The organism is Chromobacterium sp. HL1 (genome assembly GCF_057418835.1).
This window is the reverse complement of the sequence record NZ_CP162399.1, coordinates 1,954,961-1,974,604: the sequence shown is the minus strand read 5'-3', so window position 1 is coordinate 1,974,604 and position 19,644 is coordinate 1,954,961. Positions and strand designations below refer to the sequence as shown.

Annotated in this window: 13 protein-coding genes; 8 read left to right on the top strand and 5 right to left on the bottom strand. The window is 65.4% G+C overall.

Annotation, left to right across the window (positions count from 1 at the left end):
- Positions 1-213 precede the first annotated feature (213 nt).
- Both AB1Z25_RS08985 and AB1Z25_RS08980 read right to left on the bottom strand, forming a co-directional pair.
- Positions 214-1,740 (bottom strand): amino acid permease, encoded by a 1,527-nt coding sequence (locus tag AB1Z25_RS08985; protein ID WP_107799371.1) that lies wholly within the window; start codon positions 1,738-1,740, stop codon positions 214-216.
- Positions 1,741-2,441: 701 nt separating this feature from the next.
- Positions 2,442-2,681 (bottom strand): hypothetical protein, encoded by a 240-nt coding sequence (locus AB1Z25_RS08980; RefSeq protein WP_146176642.1) that lies wholly within the window; start codon positions 2,679-2,681, stop codon positions 2,442-2,444.
- Here AB1Z25_RS08980 and AB1Z25_RS08975 point away from each other — a divergent pair.
- The 7 genes from AB1Z25_RS08975 to AB1Z25_RS08945 all read left to right on the top strand — a co-directional run bounded on the left by AB1Z25_RS08975 (position 2,680) and on the right by AB1Z25_RS08945 (position 16,018).
- A complete protein-coding gene (locus AB1Z25_RS08975; protein WP_107799372.1) occupies positions 2,680-3,660 on the top strand; it encodes an isocyanide synthase family protein in 981 nt (326 codons plus the stop codon). The two genes, AB1Z25_RS08980 and AB1Z25_RS08975, sit on opposite strands and share 2 nt — an antisense overlap.
- 35 nt (positions 3,661-3,695) lie before the next feature.
- A complete protein-coding gene (locus tag AB1Z25_RS08970) occupies positions 3,696-5,432 on the top strand; it encodes an isocyanide synthase family protein (RefSeq protein WP_486637065.1) in 1,737 nt (578 codons plus the stop codon).
- A 204-nt stretch (positions 5,433-5,636) separates the two neighbouring features.
- On the top strand, positions 5,637-6,890 hold the full coding sequence (locus tag AB1Z25_RS08965) for a glycosyltransferase (protein WP_486637064.1): 1,254 nt from the start codon (positions 5,637-5,639) through the stop codon (positions 6,888-6,890).
- Between the two features lie 116 nt (positions 6,891-7,006).
- A complete protein-coding gene (locus AB1Z25_RS08960; protein ID WP_486637063.1) occupies positions 7,007-8,260 on the top strand; it encodes an MdtA/MuxA family multidrug efflux RND transporter periplasmic adaptor subunit in 1,254 nt (417 codons plus the stop codon).
- Positions 8,261-8,275: 15 nt separating this feature from the next.
- Complete coding sequence (locus AB1Z25_RS08955; RefSeq protein ID WP_227108026.1) at positions 8,276-11,362, top strand: MdtB/MuxB family multidrug efflux RND transporter permease subunit; 3,087 nt, start codon at positions 8,276-8,278, stop codon at positions 11,360-11,362.
- A gap of 160 nt (positions 11,363-11,522) precedes the next feature.
- A complete protein-coding gene (locus AB1Z25_RS08950; protein WP_486637062.1) occupies positions 11,523-14,621 on the top strand; it encodes a multidrug efflux RND transporter permease subunit in 3,099 nt (1,032 codons plus the stop codon).
- Positions 14,622-14,626: 5 nt separating this feature from the next.
- Entirely contained in the window at positions 14,627-16,018 is a 1,392-nt protein-coding gene (locus tag AB1Z25_RS08945) for an efflux transporter outer membrane subunit (RefSeq protein WP_486637061.1), read from the top strand.
- Between the two features lie 66 nt (positions 16,019-16,084).
- On the opposite strand, the gene AB1Z25_RS08940 is transcribed toward AB1Z25_RS08945, so the two are convergent.
- The 3 genes from AB1Z25_RS08940 to AB1Z25_RS08930 form a co-directional block, all read right to left on the bottom strand.
- The gene (locus tag AB1Z25_RS08940) at positions 16,085-16,333 is read right to left on the bottom strand and encodes a hypothetical protein (RefSeq protein WP_486637060.1); all 249 of its coding nucleotides are present in this window, start codon (positions 16,331-16,333) and stop codon (positions 16,085-16,087) included.
- Positions 16,334-16,840: 507 nt separating this feature from the next.
- The gene (locus tag AB1Z25_RS08935; protein WP_253315606.1) at positions 16,841-17,812 is read right to left on the bottom strand and encodes a protein kinase family protein; all 972 of its coding nucleotides are present in this window, start codon (positions 17,810-17,812) and stop codon (positions 16,841-16,843) included.
- Between the two features lie 54 nt (positions 17,813-17,866).
- Positions 17,867-18,277, bottom strand: coding sequence for a CesT family type III secretion system chaperone (locus tag AB1Z25_RS08930; protein WP_081544576.1), 411 nt, complete (start codon positions 18,275-18,277; stop codon positions 17,867-17,869).
- A 273-nt stretch (positions 18,278-18,550) separates the two neighbouring features.
- On the opposite strand from AB1Z25_RS08930, the gene blaCRH reads away from it, so the two are divergent.
- Complete coding sequence (gene blaCRH / locus AB1Z25_RS08925) at positions 18,551-19,423, top strand: CRH family carbapenem-hydrolyzing class A beta-lactamase (RefSeq protein WP_486637059.1); 873 nt, start codon at positions 18,551-18,553, stop codon at positions 19,421-19,423.
- Positions 19,424-19,644 lie beyond the last annotated feature (221 nt).

Sequence of the window (19,644 nt, the reverse complement as noted above, 5' to 3'; positions counted from 1 at the left end):
GCCAGCCGCCATATTACACAATTCATCAGTATTGCAAGCCGGCTCTCGCTCGGACTGCGGCGCCCCGCCCCGGTTCCGGCGCGCCGCACGCGTCCGCGGCGCCGGCATGGGCCGGCGCCGAATCCAAAACAATCAAGCCCTTACGCAAAACAGCCCGGCATGGCCGGGCTGTTGGCGAACTGCCGCGCTAAGGCTGGCAGAATTCACAGAGGATCAGCGCGTGGCGGCGGCCAGCTTGCCGTCCTTATTCTCTTGGCGCAAGGCGCGAGCCTTGACCAGCGCCTCGCTGAAATCAATCTCTTCCAGCGCCACCATCCGGGTTTTGTGCTTGTACTTGTAGCCCAGCCACAGCGCCAGGAACAGCGGAATGCCCAGATAGGTGGCGATCACCGCGCTCCAGTCGATATGGCCGCCGATGAAAGCCTCGTAGTTCTGGCCCAGCATGATCAGCAGACACAGCGCGAAGGCGAACAGCGGGCCCAGCGGGAACCACTTGGCCTGGTAGGGCAAGTCCGCCAGATCGTGGCCCTGCTTGACGTAGCCGCGGCGGAAACGGTAGTGGCTGATGGCCACGCCCAGCCAGGCGATGAAGCCGGTCATGCCGGAAGAGTTCAGCAGCCACAGATAGACCGCGTTGGTTTCAAACAAGGAGGTCAGGAAGCACAGCGCGGCGATCACACTGGTGGCGTACAAGGCATTGCGCGGCACGCCGTTGCTGGACAGCTCGGCAAAGCGCTTGGGCGCCATCTTGTTGCGCGCCATGGTGTACAGCATGCGGGTGGACGCGTACATGCCGGAGTTGCCGGCGGACAGGATGGCGGACAGGATCACCGCGTTCATCAGGCTGGCGGCCATGGCGAAGCCGGCGCGGTTGAACACCAGGGTGAACGGGCTGGCGCCGACGTCCTTCATATCGTTCTTCAGCAGCAGCGGATCGTTGTACGGCAGGATCAGGCCGATGATCAGGATGGACAGCATGTAGAACATCAGGATGCGCCAGAAGATCTGCCGCACCGCGCGCGGGATGGTCTTGCCCGGATTGGCGGATTCGCCGGCGGCGACGCCGATCAGCTCGGTGCCCTGGAAGGAGAAGCCCACAATCATGGCCACGCCGACAAAGGCGGCCAGGCCGCCGACAAACGGCCCCTGCCCCTGCTGCATCACCGACAAACCCGGCGCGATGCGCTGCGGATTGGGGTCGGTCATGATGCCGAAGATCATCAAAAAGCCGATGACGATGAAGGCGATGATGGTGGCCACCTTGAGCATCGAGCACCAGAACTCGGCCTCGCCGAAGCCCTTCACCGAGAAATAGTTGAGCACGAAGATGATCAACAGGAAGCCGGCGCTCCAGACGATGCCGGGCACCGCCGGATACCAGTAATGCATGATGATGGCGGCCGCGGCCAGCTCCACCGCCACGGTGATGGCCCAGTTGTACCAGTAGTTCCACCCTTGGGCGAAGCCGAAGGCCGGATCGACGAAGCGCGAACCGTATACCTGGAAAGAGCCGGATTCCGGCATGAAGGCGGCCATTTCGCCCAGGCTGGTCATCAGGAAGTAAACCATCAGGCCGATCAGGGCGTAGGCGATCAAGGCCCCGCCGGCGCCGGCCGACGCCACGGTGGCGCCGGAGGCCAGGAACAGGCCGGTGCCAATGGAGCCGCCGATGGCGATCATCGACAGGTGGCGCGCCTGCAAGGTGCGCCTAAGCTCTTGGCTTTCTTGCTTTTTTTCCATCTCTTTGTCTCAAGTGCGCCTGCTCGGCGACATTGCTTTCGGCTCGCTGCGGCCAGCCGGCGGCCTGCTGTCGCTACGACAGGCAGTCGTAATCGAAACGCAAAAGAATGACAGCAACCACGACTGTTGACTAGTCAAACATGGCTTTGAAGCTTAAAAAACGAAAATGTCATGTTCGCAAAGGAATACCGCACCCGCTTGGATTGCAGCCGAAAGCCGGCCCAAAGCCCCGCCGGCCGGCACGGGCCGGGCCTGCGGCGGAAGACGCAGCTTTGCCCATCCGCGGCGCGGCGCTCTGAAACGCGGCGGATCTTGAGTACGACAAGTCGGCGCAACGCAGCATCCGGGGTTTGTTCGCCGCGCTTCATCGTCATCTCGCGCCGCATCTGTCGCGTGAATCATACAGTTTTCACCCGCCCCGCCCGCGCCGGCGCGCCGCAGGACAGGCGCCGCGACCGCAGCGCCGCAACGTGGTTGCATGGGAAAACTCACAGTCTCCGACGGTCTCCCGTCGTTTACAAATAGGAATGAATCTCATTTGCAAAAATGACAAATAAGATCTTGTCATATAAAGACAAATTTAAATTTAATCCAAATTAAAACAAATAAGACATCACAAACCGTCACAATCGCATTTACAATTTTCACACCGCCCCATTGAATAAAAACCCACCTAAAACAAATAAAATTTCCATCCGCCTTTATTCATCCAATCCCTTTGCCATATCAATATAACGATTGCTCATAACCCTATAGCGGCTAATTTGTTCGCCCGCTCCCGACATCTGCCATAGAATGGCCGCGCTAACTGAAGCTAAACCTGTTCTTTCCATCATTTTTATTTTGGTTATCACATAACGATAAGTGAAACGCCCGCGCATGAACGCGGGCCAGTCGCAATTCAATCGCTTTTGATTCCACAACCATTTGAGATAAACCATGAACGCCATTGTCGACCCTGTTTTTCACCCTTTTGGAGTTTCCGCCTCGGATCTCGCCCGGCAAATACTGGAACGGGTTTTCAAGCTGCGCCGCGTCCACCCGGAAGACCTTGCCGCGCCGGAGGACCTTGCCGCGGAAATGGCCCCTCACCTGCCCAAGATTCAGGCCGCCGTCAGCCGACGTCAGCCGCTGCAAATGATTTTGCCGGCCTTTCCCGGCAAATCGCCCAACCGCAATAAAACTCTGGGCGCCATGCCCGATCTGGCCGAACGCCACGCGCTGGATAATCTGCACCAACTCTGCCGGGACATTCAGAGCATCTACCCGCCGGGCGCTCAAGTCGCCATTTGCTCGGACGGCTATTGCTTTTCCGACGTGGTGTATATCCCGGACGCGGAAGTCGCCGCCTATATGGACGACTTGATTCGCTACGCGCGGCAACGCCACGGCGACAGCTTCCGTTTTTACGATCTGAAAGACCACTTCAGCTATATCGGCGATCTGGATTCCCAGCGCGAGGAATTGCTGATTCTTTACAGCGACTCCATCGAACAGATCAAACGCCAATGCCAGGACGAACCGGCGATGCGCGCGATGTACCAGGGCATTACCCGTTTCCTGTTCGAAGACGCGCAAGGCATGCCGCGCTTCGCCGGCCACAGCAAGACCAGCTTGCAGAAAATGGCGCGCGCCAACGCCTACCGGGTGATCCAGCGCAGCAATGCCTGGAGCCGGCTGCTGGAGCGCGCGTTTCCGGACAGCCTGCGCCTGTCCATTCATCCGCAATTCCGCGTCTCCGCCAAAATCGGCGTGCGCCTGGTGGACAGCACCGACGCCTGGCTGACGCCCTGGCACGCCGCCGCGATCAAGCACGAGCACGGCGTGATGCTGAAAAAACGCAGCGACATCGACGAGAACCAGTCCGCGCTGGTCTTTGTCGACGGCCGGCCCAGCCACTTCATCGCCACCGCCGCCTGAAGCCCCGCCTTTCATTGTTCATTTCGAGTATCGCCATGCAAAACGAACCTATTGTCGCTTCCATTGTTTCCATTCTGCTCGACGCCTTCCAGGGCGAGGCCGACCACCCGCAGCGCGAATCCTACCGCCAGGCGCTGAGCGTCCAGGTGGAAGGCTTCGTGCGCCGGCAACAGCCGCTGCAATTGCTGCTGCCGGGTTTTCCGCTGAAATCGCCCAACACCCGCGACAAGACCGCGTCCGACCGCCCCGACTACGCCGAATACGCGGCGCTGGAACGGCTGGACCGGCTGTGCCGCGCCGTCGGCCGCGTCTACCCGGCCGGTTGCGCGCTGGAACTGTTCAGCGACGGCCTGAGTTTCCACGATCTGCTGGACATCCCGCGCGACACCGCCAACGACTACCACCGCCGGCTGCGCGCGCTCTACGCCAGCCCGGTGCTGCGCTGGCATGACTACGCCAGCATCCAGCCCGGCTTCGACCGCCAGCGCGACCGCGCGGAAAGCGTGCTGCGCCGCTACCTGCCCGCCGCGGCCGCGGACTTCTCCCAGCCGCTGCCGGAAAACCAGGCCGGACGCCAGCCGCAATGGCTGGGCCTGCTGCGCGAAGACAATGCGGCGCGCGGCATCGCCGAGGCCGAGGACTGGCCGCAGCGCGCGCGGCGCCTGGCCTGGCGCGGCATCGCGCTGGACGCGATGCTGGCCGAGCACTTCCCGGAAGCCATCCGGCTGACCATCCACCAATCCGGCGCGCCCGGCGGCAAATTCCCCATCCGCCTGTCTCCGGCCCAGGCCGAGGCGGCCTTGCCCTGGCACCGCGTCTACCTGCTGAACCTGGCCGGTCACGGCGAGCTGGTCTCCAAGCGCCAGGCGCTGGACGCGCGCCGCGCCAAGGCGGTGAGCTTCGACGGGCAGCCCTGGCTCTATCTGGAACAGGCCGGCGCGGAATGGGAAGGTTGCGAGTTATCGGTGATGCGGGCCGGCCGCTTCGGCCTGCTGATAGAAAACCGCCGTCCCGGCGCCAACTGCCTGTCGCTGCCGCGCCCGGCCTTGACCCGCTTGGCCCAAATGTTCGGCTTCGTCGCCCTGCGCGGCTTCGCCGTGGCCGACGAGGACAATCTGATCGACTTCAGCGCCCAGTTCGGCACCCCGTATATCTGGCAGTTCGGCGCGGTGCACAAGGTCAAGCCGGAGGAAGACGCCGACGGCTTCGTCCACTCCTTCGAGGAGCTGCCGCTGCATTGGGACTTGAGCATGCTGCCGGCCGACAATGCGTTCGTGCGCAAGAATCCGCGCTTCAGCGCCAGCCTGTTCGCGCTGTATTGCAAGACCGCGCCGCAGCACGGCGAAGGCCAGACCACCCTGGTGGACGCGCGCAACATCCTGCGCCAGGTGCCGGTGGCCACCCTGGCCGAATGGGAGCGGCTGGAAATCCGCTACCACACCAAGTTCACCTATTTCGGCGGCGACGCCCGCGTCTACCCGCTGGTGGAAGCCCACCCGGACACCGGCGAATCCGTGCTGCGCTTCCAGGAAAACAGCAACTCCGAACTGCAGAAGTTCTTCGTCGACGTGGAAGAGCGCGCCGACGACTATCCCAACCTGGTGCAGGAACTGCTGGAACGGGCCTATGCGCCGGAAAACCTGATCGAGCACGACTGGCACGACGGCGACCTGGCGCTGATAGACAACTACAACAGCCTGCACGGCCGCCGCGCGATGACCCGCGCCTCGCGCGGACGCGAGCTGTGGCGTGTCCAGGTCCACAAAGGCTAAGCACCTGTTTACGATCTGCTGCGCGTCGGCGATACAGCGTTGAAAAAGGCTTCGAAATGCTCATGTACCACGCGTACATTCCGCTTTCTCAGCCGCAACGCCTTGTCTCGCCTTAGCTCGCGAGATCGTAAACACGTTCTAAGGCCCGCCCCGCGCCGTCCGGCCCCGCCGGGCGGCATCGCCCCCCATCCCCCGAAAACCGCCATGAACCCACGCAAGCAGAAAATCCTCTTCGTCGGCGAGGCCGTCACCCTGGCCCATGTCGCCCGCCCCTACACCCTGGCCGCCGCGCTGCCCGCAGCGGACTACGACATCCACCTGGCCGCCGCGCCGCGCTTCGATCATATTTACCAACGCCAGGACATCCAATACCACCCGCTGATCACCAAGAGCTGCGAAGACTTTCTTGACGCCGTGGACAACGGCAAGCCGCTGTACCGGCGCGAGGAAATCATCGCCTACGTCGAAGAAGAATTGCGCCTGATCGAACGCCTGGACCCGGACATCATCGTCGGCGACTTCCGCCACTCGCTGGGCATCAGCGCCGCGCTCTCCGGCAAGCCCTTGATCAATCTGATCAACGCCTACTGGAGCCCCTACCGCCGGCCGCAGCCGCTGCCGGTGCCGGAACTGGCCAAGATCAATCTGCACCGCCTGCCCGTCATGCCCGCGCTGATGCGCTGGATCACCCCGCTGGCCACCCGGCTGCTGGCCCGCTCGCTCAACCGCGCCCGCGCCCATTACGGCCTGGCGCCCTTCGCCAACTGCTTCGAGGCCTGGAGCCACGGCGATCAAGTGCTCTACTACGATTCCCCGGAACTGGTGCCGCTGGATCCGCTGCCCGCCCACCACCGCTATCTGGGCCCGGTCACCTGGTCGCCCGGCGGCGCGCTGCCGGACTGGTGGCCGCAATTGCAAGACCGTCCCACCGTCTACCTGTCGCTGGGCTCTTCCGGCAACCTGGCCCTGCTGCCCACGCTGATTGAGCAGCTCCTGGGCGAAGGCCTGCAAGTGATCGCCAGCACCGGCCGCCGCCAGCGGCTGCCGCAACGCTCCGGCCTGTTCAGCGCCGACTTCCTGCCCGGCGAGGCCGCCGCCGCCCGCGCGGACCTGGTCATTTGCAACGGCGGCAGCCCCACCAGCTACCAAGCGCTGGAACAGGGCCGGCCGGTGATCGGCATCCCGTCCAATATGGATCAGCTGCTGGCGATGCGGCATATCGAAGCCTACGGCGCCGGCGCCACGCTGCGCCGCCGCCACATCGAAACCGGCCAGCTGCCGCCGCTGCTGCGGCGCATGCTGGCCACGCCGTCCTACCGCCAGCGCGCGCAGCAACTGGCCTGGCATTTCGCCGCAGCCCGGCCTCACCTTACATTCCGTCAAGTCTTGCAACAATTCGACATACAATCGCCGGCGCAAGCAAAGCCCAGTTCAAACACGGAGCGCATAATGCCGTAAGCATCGACCCTCAGCCTGCTGCGGCGCCATCCCTCGCCCCATCCGCGCCGGCGGTCGCCTTCGAATGATCCGGAGCGGCCCTCGCCGCTCCAAGGCCGTTTTTCTGGAGCCCCGCCGTGACCCAATCCGCCGCGCCTCGCCGCCCGTTTTACCGTTCCCCGCTGTGCTGGGGCCTTGTCGTCGCGCTCGCGCTGGGCGGCGGCTGGTGGTGGCGGCAGCACGCGGCCGCGGACGCCGCCGGCCAACGCCGCGCCGCGCCGCCGGCGGCCGTGGGCATGGCCGCCGCGCAGCGGCAAAACGTGCCCTTGCAGATCAGCGCGCTGGGCACCGTCAACTCCACCTACACCGTCACCGTGCGCAGCCGCGTGGACGGCCAGCTGGACAAACTGCATTTCGAGGAAGGCCAGCCGGTCAAACAAGGCCAGCTGCTGGCGGAACTGGACCCGCGCCCGTTCCAGGCCGCGCTGGCCCAGGCCGAAGGCCAGTTGCTGCGCGACCAGGCCTTGCTGCAAAACGCCCAGCTGGACCTGAACCGCTACCGCCAGCTGCTGGAGCAGAACTCCATCGCCAAACAACAGGTGGACACCCAGGCGGCGCTGGTGCGCCAGTATCAGGGCACGGTCAAGCTGGACCAGGGCGCGGTGGACAACGCCCGGCTGCAGCTCAGCTACAGCCGCGTCACCGCCCCGGTGTCCGGCCGCGCCGGCCTGCGTCAGGTGGACCCGGGCAACATCGTCCACGCCAGCGACGCCAACGGCCTGGTGGTCATCACCCAGACCCAGCCCATCAACGTGCTGTTCTCCATACCGGAAGTCAGCCTGGGGCCGGTATTGCGGGCCAGCCGCGCCAAGCCCGGCCTCGCGGTGGAAGCCTGGGACCGCGACAACCGCAACAAGCTGGCCGACGGCGCGCTGCTGGCCATAGACAACCAGCTCAACACCAGCACCGGCACCGTCAACCTCAAAGCCCGCTTCGCCAACGCCGACGAGGCCCTGTTCCCCAATCAATTCGTCAATGTGCGCCTGAGCCTGGGCGAGCAGGAAAACGCCGTCACCGTGCCGGCCGCCGCGGTGCAGCTGGGCAAGGCGGGCAGCTACGTCTACACCGTCAACGCCGACAGCAGCGTCAGCCTGAACAAGATCAGCGCCGGCGCGCGCGTCGGCGACATCGTCATCGTCGAGCAAGGCCTGCAGCCCGGCCAGCGCGTGGTGGTGGACGGCCTGGACAAGCTGCGCGACGGCGCCAAGGTCACCGTGGTGGACCGCGCCGCGCAAAACCGCCAGGCCGCCCAGGGCACGGGCAAAAACGGGCGCCACAAGCGCGACGGCAGCGGCCCGGCCGGCAAACGCCGCGCCTCGGCGGCGCAGTAAGCGCGGAGAGACGGCATGAATCCCTCGCGTCTGTTCATCCAGCGGCCGGTGGCCACCACCTTGCTGATGGTCGCCATCCTGCTGACCGGCCTCGCCGCCTGGCGCATGCTGGCGGTGTCCGCCTTGCCGGAGGTGGACTATCCCACCATCCAGGTGGTCACCCAATACCCGGGCGCCAGCCCGGAGGTGATCACCTCTTCCATCACCGCGCCCTTGGAGCGCCAGTTCGGCCAGATGCCCGGCCTGTCGCAAATGTCGTCCACCAGCTCCGGCGGCGCTTCGGTGATTACCTTGCAGTTCGGCCTGGAACTGGGCCTGGACGTGGCCGAGCAGGAAGTGCAGGCGGCGATCAACGCCGCCGGCAATCTGCTGCCCTCCGATCTGCCCAATCCGCCGGTGTACAGCAAGGTCAATCCGGCGGACACCCCCATCATGACCATCGCCGTCACCTCGCCCACGCTGCAGCTGACCAAGCTGGAGGATCTGGTCGACACCCGGCTGGCGCAGAAGCTGTCGCAAGTGCCCGGCGTGGGCCTGGTCAGCATCAGCGGCGGCCAGCGCCCCGCGGTACGCATCCAGACCAATCCGCGCCAGCTGGCCTCGCTGGGCCTGACGCTGGAAGACGTGCGCACCGCCATCGCCAGCGCCAACGTCAACCAGGCCAAGGGCAGCTTCGACGGCCCGCACCAGGCCTCCACCATAGACGGCAACGACCAGCTCAAGTCCGCCGACGAATACCGCGGCGTCGTCATCGCCTACCGCAACGGCGCGCCCATCCGCCTGTCCGACGTGGCCCAGGTGGTGGATTCGGCGGAAAACACCCGCCTGGCCGCCTGGGCCGGCGCCACCCCGGCCATCATTCTCAATGTGCAGCGCCAGCCCGGCGCCAACGTGATCCAGGTGGCGGACCGCATCAAGACCCTGCTGCCGCAGCTGCGCGACGCCCTGCCCGGCGCGGTGGACGTCAAGGTGCTGAGCGACCGCACCGTGACCATACGCGCCTCGGTGGCGGACGTGGAGTTCGAGCTGATGCTGGCCATCGCCCTGGTGGTGATGGTGATCTTCCTGTTTCTGCGCAATGTGCCGGCCACCGTCATCCCCGCGGTGGCGGTGCCGCTGTCCCTGGTGGGCACCTTCGGCGTGATGTACCTGGCCGGCTTCTCCATCAACAATCTCACCTTGATGGCGCTGACCATCGCCACCGGCTTCGTCGTGGACGACGCCATCGTGATGATAGAAAACATCGCGCGCTACATCGAAGACGGCGAAACGCCGATGGCCGCGGCGCTGAAAGGCTCCAAGCAGATCGGCTTCACCATCATCTCGCTGACCATCTCGCTGATCGCCGTGCTGATTCCGCTCTTGTTCATGGGCGACGTGGTGGGCCGGCTGTTCCGAGAATTCGCCGTCACCCTGGCGGTGTCCATCCTGATCTCGGCTTTCATCTCGCTGACGCTGACGCCGATGATGTGCGCGCGCCTGCTCAAACACGTGCCGGAAGACAAGCAAGGCCGCTTCTACCACGCCAGCGGCCGCTTCTTCGACCGGGTGATCGCCCGCTACGGCCGCATGCTCAGCTGGGTGCTGGAGCGGCAGACGCTAACCCTGCTGGTGGCGCTGGCCACCGTGGCGCTGACCGCCGCGCTCTACCTGGCCATGCCCAAGGGCTTCTTCCCGCTGCAAGACACCGGCGCCATCCAGGGCGTCAGCGAGGCCTCGCAATCCATCTCCTTCAGCGCCATGGCGCGCCGGCAGGAAGCCTTGGCCCAGCGTCTGCTCAAAGACCCGGCGGTGGACAGCCTGTCCTCCTTCATTGGCGTGGACGGCAACAACGCCACGCTCAACAACGGCCGGCTGCTGATCAACCTCAAGCCCAAAGCGGAGCGCGACGACATCCGCACCGTGCTCGCCCGGCTGCAAAGCCAGGCCGACGCGCTGCCGGGCATGGCGCTCTACCTGCAGCCGGTGCAGGACCTGACCATAGATTCCCGCGTCAGCCGCACCCAATACCAGTTCACCCTGCAAGCCACCAGCGCCGAGGACCTGTCCGCCTGGACGCCCAAGCTGGTGGAGACGCTGCGCCGGCTGCCGCAGCTGGCCGACGTGGCCAGCGATTTGCAGGACCAGGGCCTGCAAGCCTACGTCAACATCAACCGCGACACCGCCGCGCGCCTAGGCGTCAGCACCGCCGCCATCGACAACGCGCTCTACGACGCCTTCGGCCAGCGGCTGATCTCCACCATCTTCACCCAGACCAATCAATACCGCGTGGTGCTGGAAGTGGACCCGCAGCACCAGCAAGACCCGCTGTCGCTGAAAAGCCTGTACGTGCCCACCGCCAACGGCGGGCCGGTGCCGCTGGACGCGGTGGCCAGCATAGAGGAGCGCCCCGCCGCGCTCGCCGTCAACCACCTGGGGCAATTCCCCACCGCCACCGTGTCCTTCAATCTGGCGCCGGGCGCCTCCCTGGGCGCGGCGGTGGACGCCATCCGCCAGGCCGAGGCCGAGCTGGGCCTGCCGGCCAGCATAGACACCAAGTTCCAAGGCGCGGCGCTGGCCTTCCAGGCCTCCCTGTCCAACACCCTGTGGCTGATCTTGGCCGCCATCGTCACCATGTACATCGTGCTGGGCGTGCTCTACGAAAGCTATATTCATCCCATCACGATTCTCTCCACCCTGCCCTCCGCCGGCATCGGCGCGTTGCTGGCCCTGCTCTTATCCGGCAACGATCTATCGGTCATCGCCATCATCGGCATCATTCTGCTGATCGGCATCGTCAAGAAAAACGCCATCATGATGATAGATTTCGCGCTGGAGGCCGAGCGCGAACGCGGCATGAGCCCGCGCGACGCCATCTACCAGGCCTGCCTGCTGCGCTTCCGCCCCATCCTGATGACCACGCTGGCCGCGCTGCTGGGCGCGCTGCCGCTGATGCTGGGCGGCGGCATGGGTTCCGAGCTGCGCCAGCCGCTGGGCGTGGCCATGGTGGGCGGCCTGCTGCTCAGCCAGGTGCTGACCCTGTTCACCACCCCGGTGATCTACCTGGCCTTTGACCGGCTGGGCAAACGCTTTGGCGCCAAGACGGCGGAGGCGGAAGCATGATTTTTATTCGCCACGGAAGCACACGGAAAAACACGGAATTCCGTGACATTTTCGACAGGATCGCCCTTAGCCAAACAACGCTAACCGCCATCAAACCCTTGCATGGCTGGTTTTTGTCCGTGTCCTTCCGTGTGTTTCCGTGGCCGATGAGGATTTTCTCGTGATCCCTTCCGCCCCCTTCATCCGCCGGCCGGTGGCCACCACCTTGCTGACCCTGGCCATCCTGCTGGCCGGCTTGCTGGCCTTCAAGCTGCTGCCGGTGTCGCCGCTGCCGCAAGTGGATTTCCCCACCATCTCCGTCAGCGCGCGCCTGCCCGGCGCCAGCCCGGAAACCATGGCCGCCACCGTGGCCACTCCGCTGGAACGGGCGCTGGGCCGCATCGCCGGCGTCACCGAAATGACCTCGTCCAGCTCCCTGGGCTCCACCCGCGTCACCTTGCAGTTTGAGCTGGACCGCGACATCGACGGCGCCGCGCGCGACGTGCAGGCGGCCATCAACGCCGCCCGCTCCCTGCTGCCCACCGGCATGCCGTCCAACCCCACCTACCGCAAGGTCAACCCCGCCGACGCGCCCATCATGATCATCGCGCTGACCTCGGACAGCCTGAGCCGCGGCCAGATGTACGACGCCGCCGACACCATACTCGGCCAGAAGCTGGCCCAGGTGGACGGCATAGGCGACGTCAACGTGGGCGGCGGCGCGCAGCCGGCGGTGCGGGTGGAGCTGAACCCGCGCCAGCTCAACCACTACGGCATCGGCATGGAAACCGTGCGCAGCGCCATCGCCGGCACCAACGCCAACCGGCCCAAGGGCTTTCTGGAAAACGACGAGCGCCACTGGCAGGTGCAGGCCAACGACCAGGCCACCAAGGCCAGCGACTACCTGCCGCTGATCGTCAGCTACAAAAACGGCGCCGCGGTGCGCATCGCCGACGTGGCCGAGGTCAAGGACTCCGTGGTGGACCTGCGCAACGCCGGCCTTCTGGGCCGGCAGCCGGCGGTGATGCTGATGCTGTTCCGCCAGCCCGGCGCCAACATCATCGAAACCATAGACCGGGTCAAGGCGCTGCTGCCGCAGCTGCAAGCCTCCATCCCCGCCGCCATCAACATGCAAGTGGTGATGGACCGCAGCCCCACCATCCGCGCCTCGCTGCAGGAAGTGGAGCGCTCGCTGCTGATCTCGGTGGCCCTGGTCATCCTGGTGGTCTTCCTGTTCCTGCGCAACGGCCGCGCCACCGCCATCCCCGCCATCACCGTGCCTGTGTCCCTGGTGGGCGCCTTCTCCGTGATGTACCTGGCCGGCTTCTCCCTCAACAACCTCAGCCTGATGGCGCTGACCATCGCCACCGGCTTCGTCGTCGACGACACCATCGTGGTGCTGGAAAACATCGCCCGCCACATCGAAGACGGCATGAAACCGATGCAGGCCGCCTTGCGCGGCGCGCGCGAAGTGGGCTTCACCGTGCTGTCCATGAGCGTCTCGCTGATCGCCGTCTTCATTCCCATCCTGCTGATGGGCGGCGTGATCGGCCGGCTGTTCCGCGAATTCGCCGTCACCCTGTCCGTGGCCATCCTGGTGTCGCTGCTGGTCTCGCTGACCACCACGCCCATGCTCTGCGCGCGCTGGCTCAAACCACGCGAAGAACGGCCTCCCGGCCGGCTGTTTCAATGGAGCGAGCGCGTCTTCGACGCCATGCTGGACGGCTACCGCCGCAGCCTGGACTGGGCCTTGCGCCACGGCCCGCTGATGATGCTGATCCTGGCCGCCACCATAGGCCTCAACGTCTACCTCTATCTGGCGGTGCCCAAGGGCTTCTTCCCGCAGCAAGACACCGGCCGGCTCAACGGCATGATACGCGCGGACCAGAACATCTCCTTCCAGGCCATGCAGCAAAAGCTGCAGCGCTTCATCACCGTGGTCAGCCAAGACCCGGCGGTGGACGCCGTGCTCGGCTTCACCGGCGGCGGCCAACGCAATAGCGCCAATATGTTCGTCAGCCTCAAGCCGCTGAGCCAACGCGGAGAAAGCTCGGACCAAGTCATTGCCCGGCTGCGCAAAACCCTGGCGCGCGAACCCGGCGCCCAGCTCTTTTTGCAGGCGGTGCAGGACATCCGCATCGGCGGCCGTTCCAGCAACGCCCAGTACCAATACACCCTGCAAGGCGATGATCTGGCCGAACTGCGCGAATGGACGCCCAAGGTGCAGCAAGCGCTGATGAAGCTGCCCATGCTGGCCGACGTCAACACCGATCAGGAAGTCAAAGGCCTGCAAACCACCCTGATTTTCGACCGCGACGCCATGGCGCGGCTGGGCCTGACCCAGGCCCAGGTGGACGCCGCGCTCAACGACGCCTTCGGCCAGCGCCAGGTATCCACCATCTACAACGCGCTCAACCAATACCGCGTGGTGATGGAAGTGGCGCCGCAATACTGGCAAGGCCCGGACGGCCTGGACAGCATCTTCCTGCAAACGCCGGGCGGCCAGCCCACCCCGCTGTCCGCCGTCGCCCGCTGGGCGCCCGGCAACACCGCGCTGTCGGTCAACCACCAAAGCCAGTTCGCCGCCGCCACCGTCTCCTTCAATCTGCCGCCGGGCGCCGCGCTGTCCGACGCCACCGACGCCATCAACCAGGCGCTGGCCGGCGTCGGCCTGCCCAGCAGCATTCACGGCAGCTTCCAGGGCAGCGCCAAAACTTTCCAGGCCTCGCTGGACAGCCAGCCGCTGCTGATCCTGGCCGCGCTGATCGCCGTCTACATCGTGCTGGGCATGCTGTACGAAAGCGTGGTGCACCCGGTCACCATTCTCTCCACCCTGCCCTCCGCCGGCGTCGGCGCGCTGCTGGCCATCATCGCCACCGGCGGCGAATTCAACGTCATCGCGCTGATAGGCGTGCTGCTGCTGATCGGCATCGTCAAAAAGAACGCCATCATGATGATAGACTTCGCGCTCAACGCCGAGCGCGAACAGCAGATGACGCCGGAACAGGCGATACGCCAGGCCTGCCTGCTGCGCTTCCGCCCCATCATGATGACCACGCTGGCCGCGCTGTTCGGCGCGCTGCCGCTGGCCCTGGGCCGCGGCGACGGCGCCGAGCTGCGCACCCCGCTGGGCATCTCCATCGTCGGCGGCCTGCTGCTCAGCCAGCTGCTGACCCTGTACACCACCCCCGTCGTTTACCTGTATCTGGACCGCTTCCGGCTGTGGTGCCGCCGCTGGCGGCCCGCGCGCGCCGCGCTGAACCGCGGAGCCGAGGAATGAAACCCATGAAAACACAAAGCCTTACGCTGGCCTGCGCGCTGTTGCTGGCCGGCTGCGCGCTGGGCCCGGACTACGCCAAGCCCAAGCTGGACGTGCCGGCTGCATACAAAGAGGACGGCCGCTGGAAAAGCGCCCAGCCGCAAGATGCAGTGCCTCGCGGCGACTGGTGGCGCATCTACCAAGACCCGCGGCTGGACCAGTTGATGGACACCCTGAACCGGCAAAGCCCAGGCATCGCCCAGGCCGAAGCCCAATACCGCCAGGCCCAGGCCTTGCTGAAGCAGGCCGAAGCCGGGCTCTTTCCCAGCCTGGGCCTCAGCGCCGGCCAAAGCCGCGGCGTCAGTTCCCCCGGCCAGGCCACGTCCACCAGCTATAACCTGAGCGCCAACGCCAGCTGGGAGCTGGACCTGTGGGGCGGCCTGCGCCGCTCCGTGGAAGCCGGCTCCGCCAAAGCCCAAGCCAGCGCCGCGCAACTGGCGGCGATACGCCTCAGCGCCCAGGCGCAGCTGGCCACCGCCTATCTGCAAATCAGCGTCGCCGACCTGCAACTGCGGCAACTGCAAGCCAATGAACAAGCGCTGGCGGAAACGCTGAAGCTGACCCGCAATCAATACCAGGCCGGCATTGTTTCCGACGCCAACGTGGCCCAGGCCGAAAGCCAATGGCAAAGCGCCCAGGCGCAGCGGGCGGACAAACAGCTAACCCGCGCCCAGCTGGAACACGCCATCGCCGCCGCGCTGGGGCAGACACCGGCCAGCTTCAGCCTGCCGGCGCCCGGCGCCGAACCGCGCTTGCCCAGCATCCCCGCCGGCCTGCCCTCGCAACTGCTGGAACGCCGCCCGGACATCGCCGCCGCCGAACGCGCGGTGGCGCAGGCCAACGCCGAAATCGGCGTCGCCCAGGCCGCCTTCTTCCCCACCCTCACCCTGTCCGCCAGCGGCGGCTATCGCGGTGCCAGCTTCGCCGACTGGGTCAGCCTGCCCAACCGCGTCTGGTCGCTGGGCCCGGCGCTGGCGCTCAGCCTGTTCGACGCCGGCCTGCGCAGCGCCCAGAAAGAGCAAGCCGTCGCCGCCTACGACGCCAGCGTCGCCGGCTACCGCCTGACCGTGCTGTCCGCCTTCCAGAGCGTGGAAGACAATCTGGCCGCGCAAAGACTGCTGGGCGAGGAAGCCGCCTCGCAACAGGCCGCGCTGGACGCCGCCCGGCGCGCGGAAACCATCGCGCTGAACCAGTACCGCGCCGGCACCGTCAGCTATCTCAATGTCTTAAGCGCGCAAAGCGGCCGCATCAACGCGGAAACCACGCTGTGGAACGTGAAGAACCGGCAATACGCCGGCAGCGTGGCGCTGATCGCCGCGCTGGGCGGCGGCTGGCAGGTGCCGACGCCGGCCCCATAGCGAGCGGCGGCGCCTAGGGCGGGAGATTGCAAGACTCGCGGAGCGCCCCCTCTCACCCCTCATCGCTCAAAGCCGTGGCCGCCTCCTCACGCACATTGTCCAGCATGCCGTGGTAGTCCTCTCCATCGCCCAACGCACCAGCCGGCACAGCCCGGCAATCGGCACACCGTCCTCGGCATCCAGACTCAGGCACAAGCGCTCCGCCGCCTCCACGGCGGGGACCACCAGGTCCAAAGCCTCCAGCCCCAGCTGGCTCGCGTCCAGCACGCGGCCCAGCAACTGCCGGCGCTCGTCTACCTCGCATAGGGCGTTCATAGCCGCGCCTCCTGTGGCCAGGACAGCGGATCAAGAGAAAAACGGGGAGAAAAAAGGAAGGATCGCATCGCGGCCTCCAAGTCGTTTCCTGAGAGAAGGCCCGCTCGAGCGGCAGGTTTGAGCAGGCTCGTGACAAGGGTAGAAGACCGGTTCACTCGACCAAAGACCGGTAGCCCGTTAAGGCTCCCTGCCACGGCCCGCCCAGGATGGGCATGCATGGCAGCAGACGTAGAAGTGCCAAAGCGGACACCTCCTGTCTGCGATCAAGTGACTCTGGGCTTCTACTCCCGGCGCGGCGTGATTGGGTGCAGCGCGAGCCACAGGGTACTGAGCCGGGCAAGCAGCGTCAAGGCGCCGGCGTCGCGGACGGAAAGAAAGCCAAACGGCGTGCATCCCGAGCAGGAGCACGCCGTTTCCACAGCCACCCATCAGACGGATGGGCCATGGCTAACAAAACTCAGTTTTACGACCTAGGCAAGTCGGCGCAACGCAGGATCAGGGGGTTTGTTAGCGGGTCTTATTGAACCAGCCCGCCATCTGCAGCTTCTTGACGTTGACATTGCGCGCCGGGCTGTCCTTGCCCAACACCTGATCGAACTCGCGCATCGCCGCCAGATAATCGCCCTTCAAAGGCTCCGGCACAAAGCGATAGCCGCCCTTGACGTAGTCATGCACGATCTCGCTCATCACGCTGCGGCATACCGCGCCGCGCTCGCCCGTCTTGAACATCAGGCCAAAATCCACCGGCACCACCTTGCCGCCCTCGGTTTTGACGAAATTGGCCGAAGACGGGTCCCCCATCATGAAGCCCAGGCGGAACAACTCGCCCACCGCGCCCTTCACCTCCTCCGTGGTCGGCGTCGAGCCGGCGATAAAGGGCATCGCCAGCGTATCGCCCTGCATCCGCGCCTCCGGCAGGGCCCGCTGGCTGGCCTTGAGATGGCTGTTGCACATCGCCAGCTCATGAGCGACGGCGCCCTTGTCCATCGCCTTGAAGGATTTGACCACCATATCGCCGGCCTGCTGCACTCGGCCGCGAGAGCCGGCGGCGCTGAAACCCTTGCCGGCGCCATCGGCCTCGGCGCGCGGCGCGGACTGAACCGGCCGCTTCTCCGCCACTGGAGCGGTCTCGTCGGCAAAACGCAAACGGCGGGTGCGGCTAGCGGCAGCCGGCTCATCCGCCTGCGGCTGGGCGCGACGGCCATTGGAGACGGTATTCAGGCTGGTGATCAGATCGACCAGGCGGAAACGGCGCGACCCCGACTCCGCCTGCTGCGGGTCCAGCTGGCGCAGAAACTCGCTGGCGCGTCGGGTCTGATCCGGATGCAGCAAATAAGAACGGCCGGTGTACAGCACCAAAGTGCCGTCCTTGCGCATGCCGATGCGCGCCTTGTCGGCGTTCACATCGGCGCAGCTCTCGCGCAAAGCCTGGGCGGAGTGCAGCCCGCGCATGGGGATATGGGTGGAAATCGTGCTCATGAGTGTCCTTTTCTTAGGAGTTTGCCCATCAGGGCTTATAGGCGGAACAAGGGTTTAACAAACGACAAGTTCGTCCACCGCCGACAACAACTCTTCGGCGCAGACAATCACGGCGTCCAGAGCGGACGCCATCGACGGCAAATCGCAGCCCTGGCACGGCAAACGCAACCAGCAGCCCAACCGCTCGTCCTGATCCAGGCTGACCACCGGCTGCCAGGCTTGAATCGCCAGCTGATTGCGGCGCAAGGCCTGCGCCAACACGGCGGGACCGGGCGACGGCAAGGCGTCGCCAAGGTCCGCCTGCATGAACCAGCTATCCTGATCAAGGCAGACAAAATGGAGGGAGAAGCGCTGCTCCAACTGCAGACTGAGCACCTCCTGATCCGCGGCCAGTTCCGGCGCGTCAAAACCCAGGTGTTGCAACAGCTCCGCGACGCAGCGATGAAAAGCGATCAGGTCCGGCATGAAAATCCTACAAGCGAAATGGCGAATGCCGCTTTATACCTTCGCCGGTGCGCGGCGCACTTCCAGAATTCGCCCAAGCGCGCCGCCTGCGCCGGCATGACGCAGCCCCTCCTCAGACGGCCCCGCGCCTGATTACGCCCGGCGGCGACACCCCGCCTCACCGCTGCCGCCGGCGCAAAAAGTTACAGACGTTACAGTTTGCGCGATTTACAGCCCAAGCCTTCGCCATCAGGATAGCGCCACACTTTCCCACCAGACAGAAGGACCCAAACCATGTTCAAGCATCTGATTTTATTCGCATCGCTAGCCGCGCCGCTGACCCAGGCCGTCGCCGCGGACCCGCTCGCCGTCGCCGCCGACAAGCTGGCCAAACTGGAGCGCGATTTTGGCGGCAGCATCGGCGTCTACGCCATCGACACCGGTTCCGGCGCCACCGTGGCCAATCGTCCCAACGAACGCTTTCCCATGTGCAGCTCTTTCAAAGGCTTTCTGGCGGCGGGGGTGCTGGCGCAGAGCCAAGCAAAACCGGGCCTGCTGGACAAACGCATCCGCTACAGCAAGACGACTCTGCCTAATTGGTCCCCGATTACCACCAAACATCAGGCAAGCGGCATGACCGTGGCCGAACTCAACGCCGCCTCCGTGCAATACAGCGACAACGGCGCGGCCAATCTGCTGCTCGAGGAAATCAACGGCCCCGCCGCCCTGACCGCCTTCATGCGCTCCATCGGCGACGCCAGCTTCCGCCTGGACCGCCGGGAGCCGGAACTGAACTCCGCCATCCCCGGCGACCCGCGCGACACCTCCACCCCCAAGGCAGTGGCGGAGAGCATGCAAAAGCTGACGCTGGGCAAGGCGCTGCCGGAGCCGCAACGCCGGCAATTGGCGGACTGGCTGAAAGGCAACACCACCGGCAACGCCAGAATCCGCGCCGCGGTGCCGGCCGGCTGGGATGTGGGGGACAAAACCGGCACCTGCGGCGTCTACGGCACCGCCAACGACTTCGCGGTGATCTGGCCGCCCAAGCGCGCGCCCCTCGTGCTGGCGGTCTACACCAAGCACGCCAAGAAAGAAGCCAAGCACAGCGACGAGGTGATCGCCGCAGCGGCGCGGGCGGCGTTGGAAGCGTTCAACGTGAAGAAATAAGGCGGATGAGGCGCGGCCGGGGGGCCGCGCTGCTGGTAGCGGGCCGTGACGTAGGTTTATGGCCCTGTTTAATTGGTGAGTATGCAATACCGAGGGATATCGGTTACAAGGAGCGGATTTTGATGAAGTTTTCGAGGACTATTCGCATGAGGTGGGCAAGCCAAATGACTTGCCTATCCTACGCTATTACTCAAAAAGCACATGAGCAATGGTATTGAGCG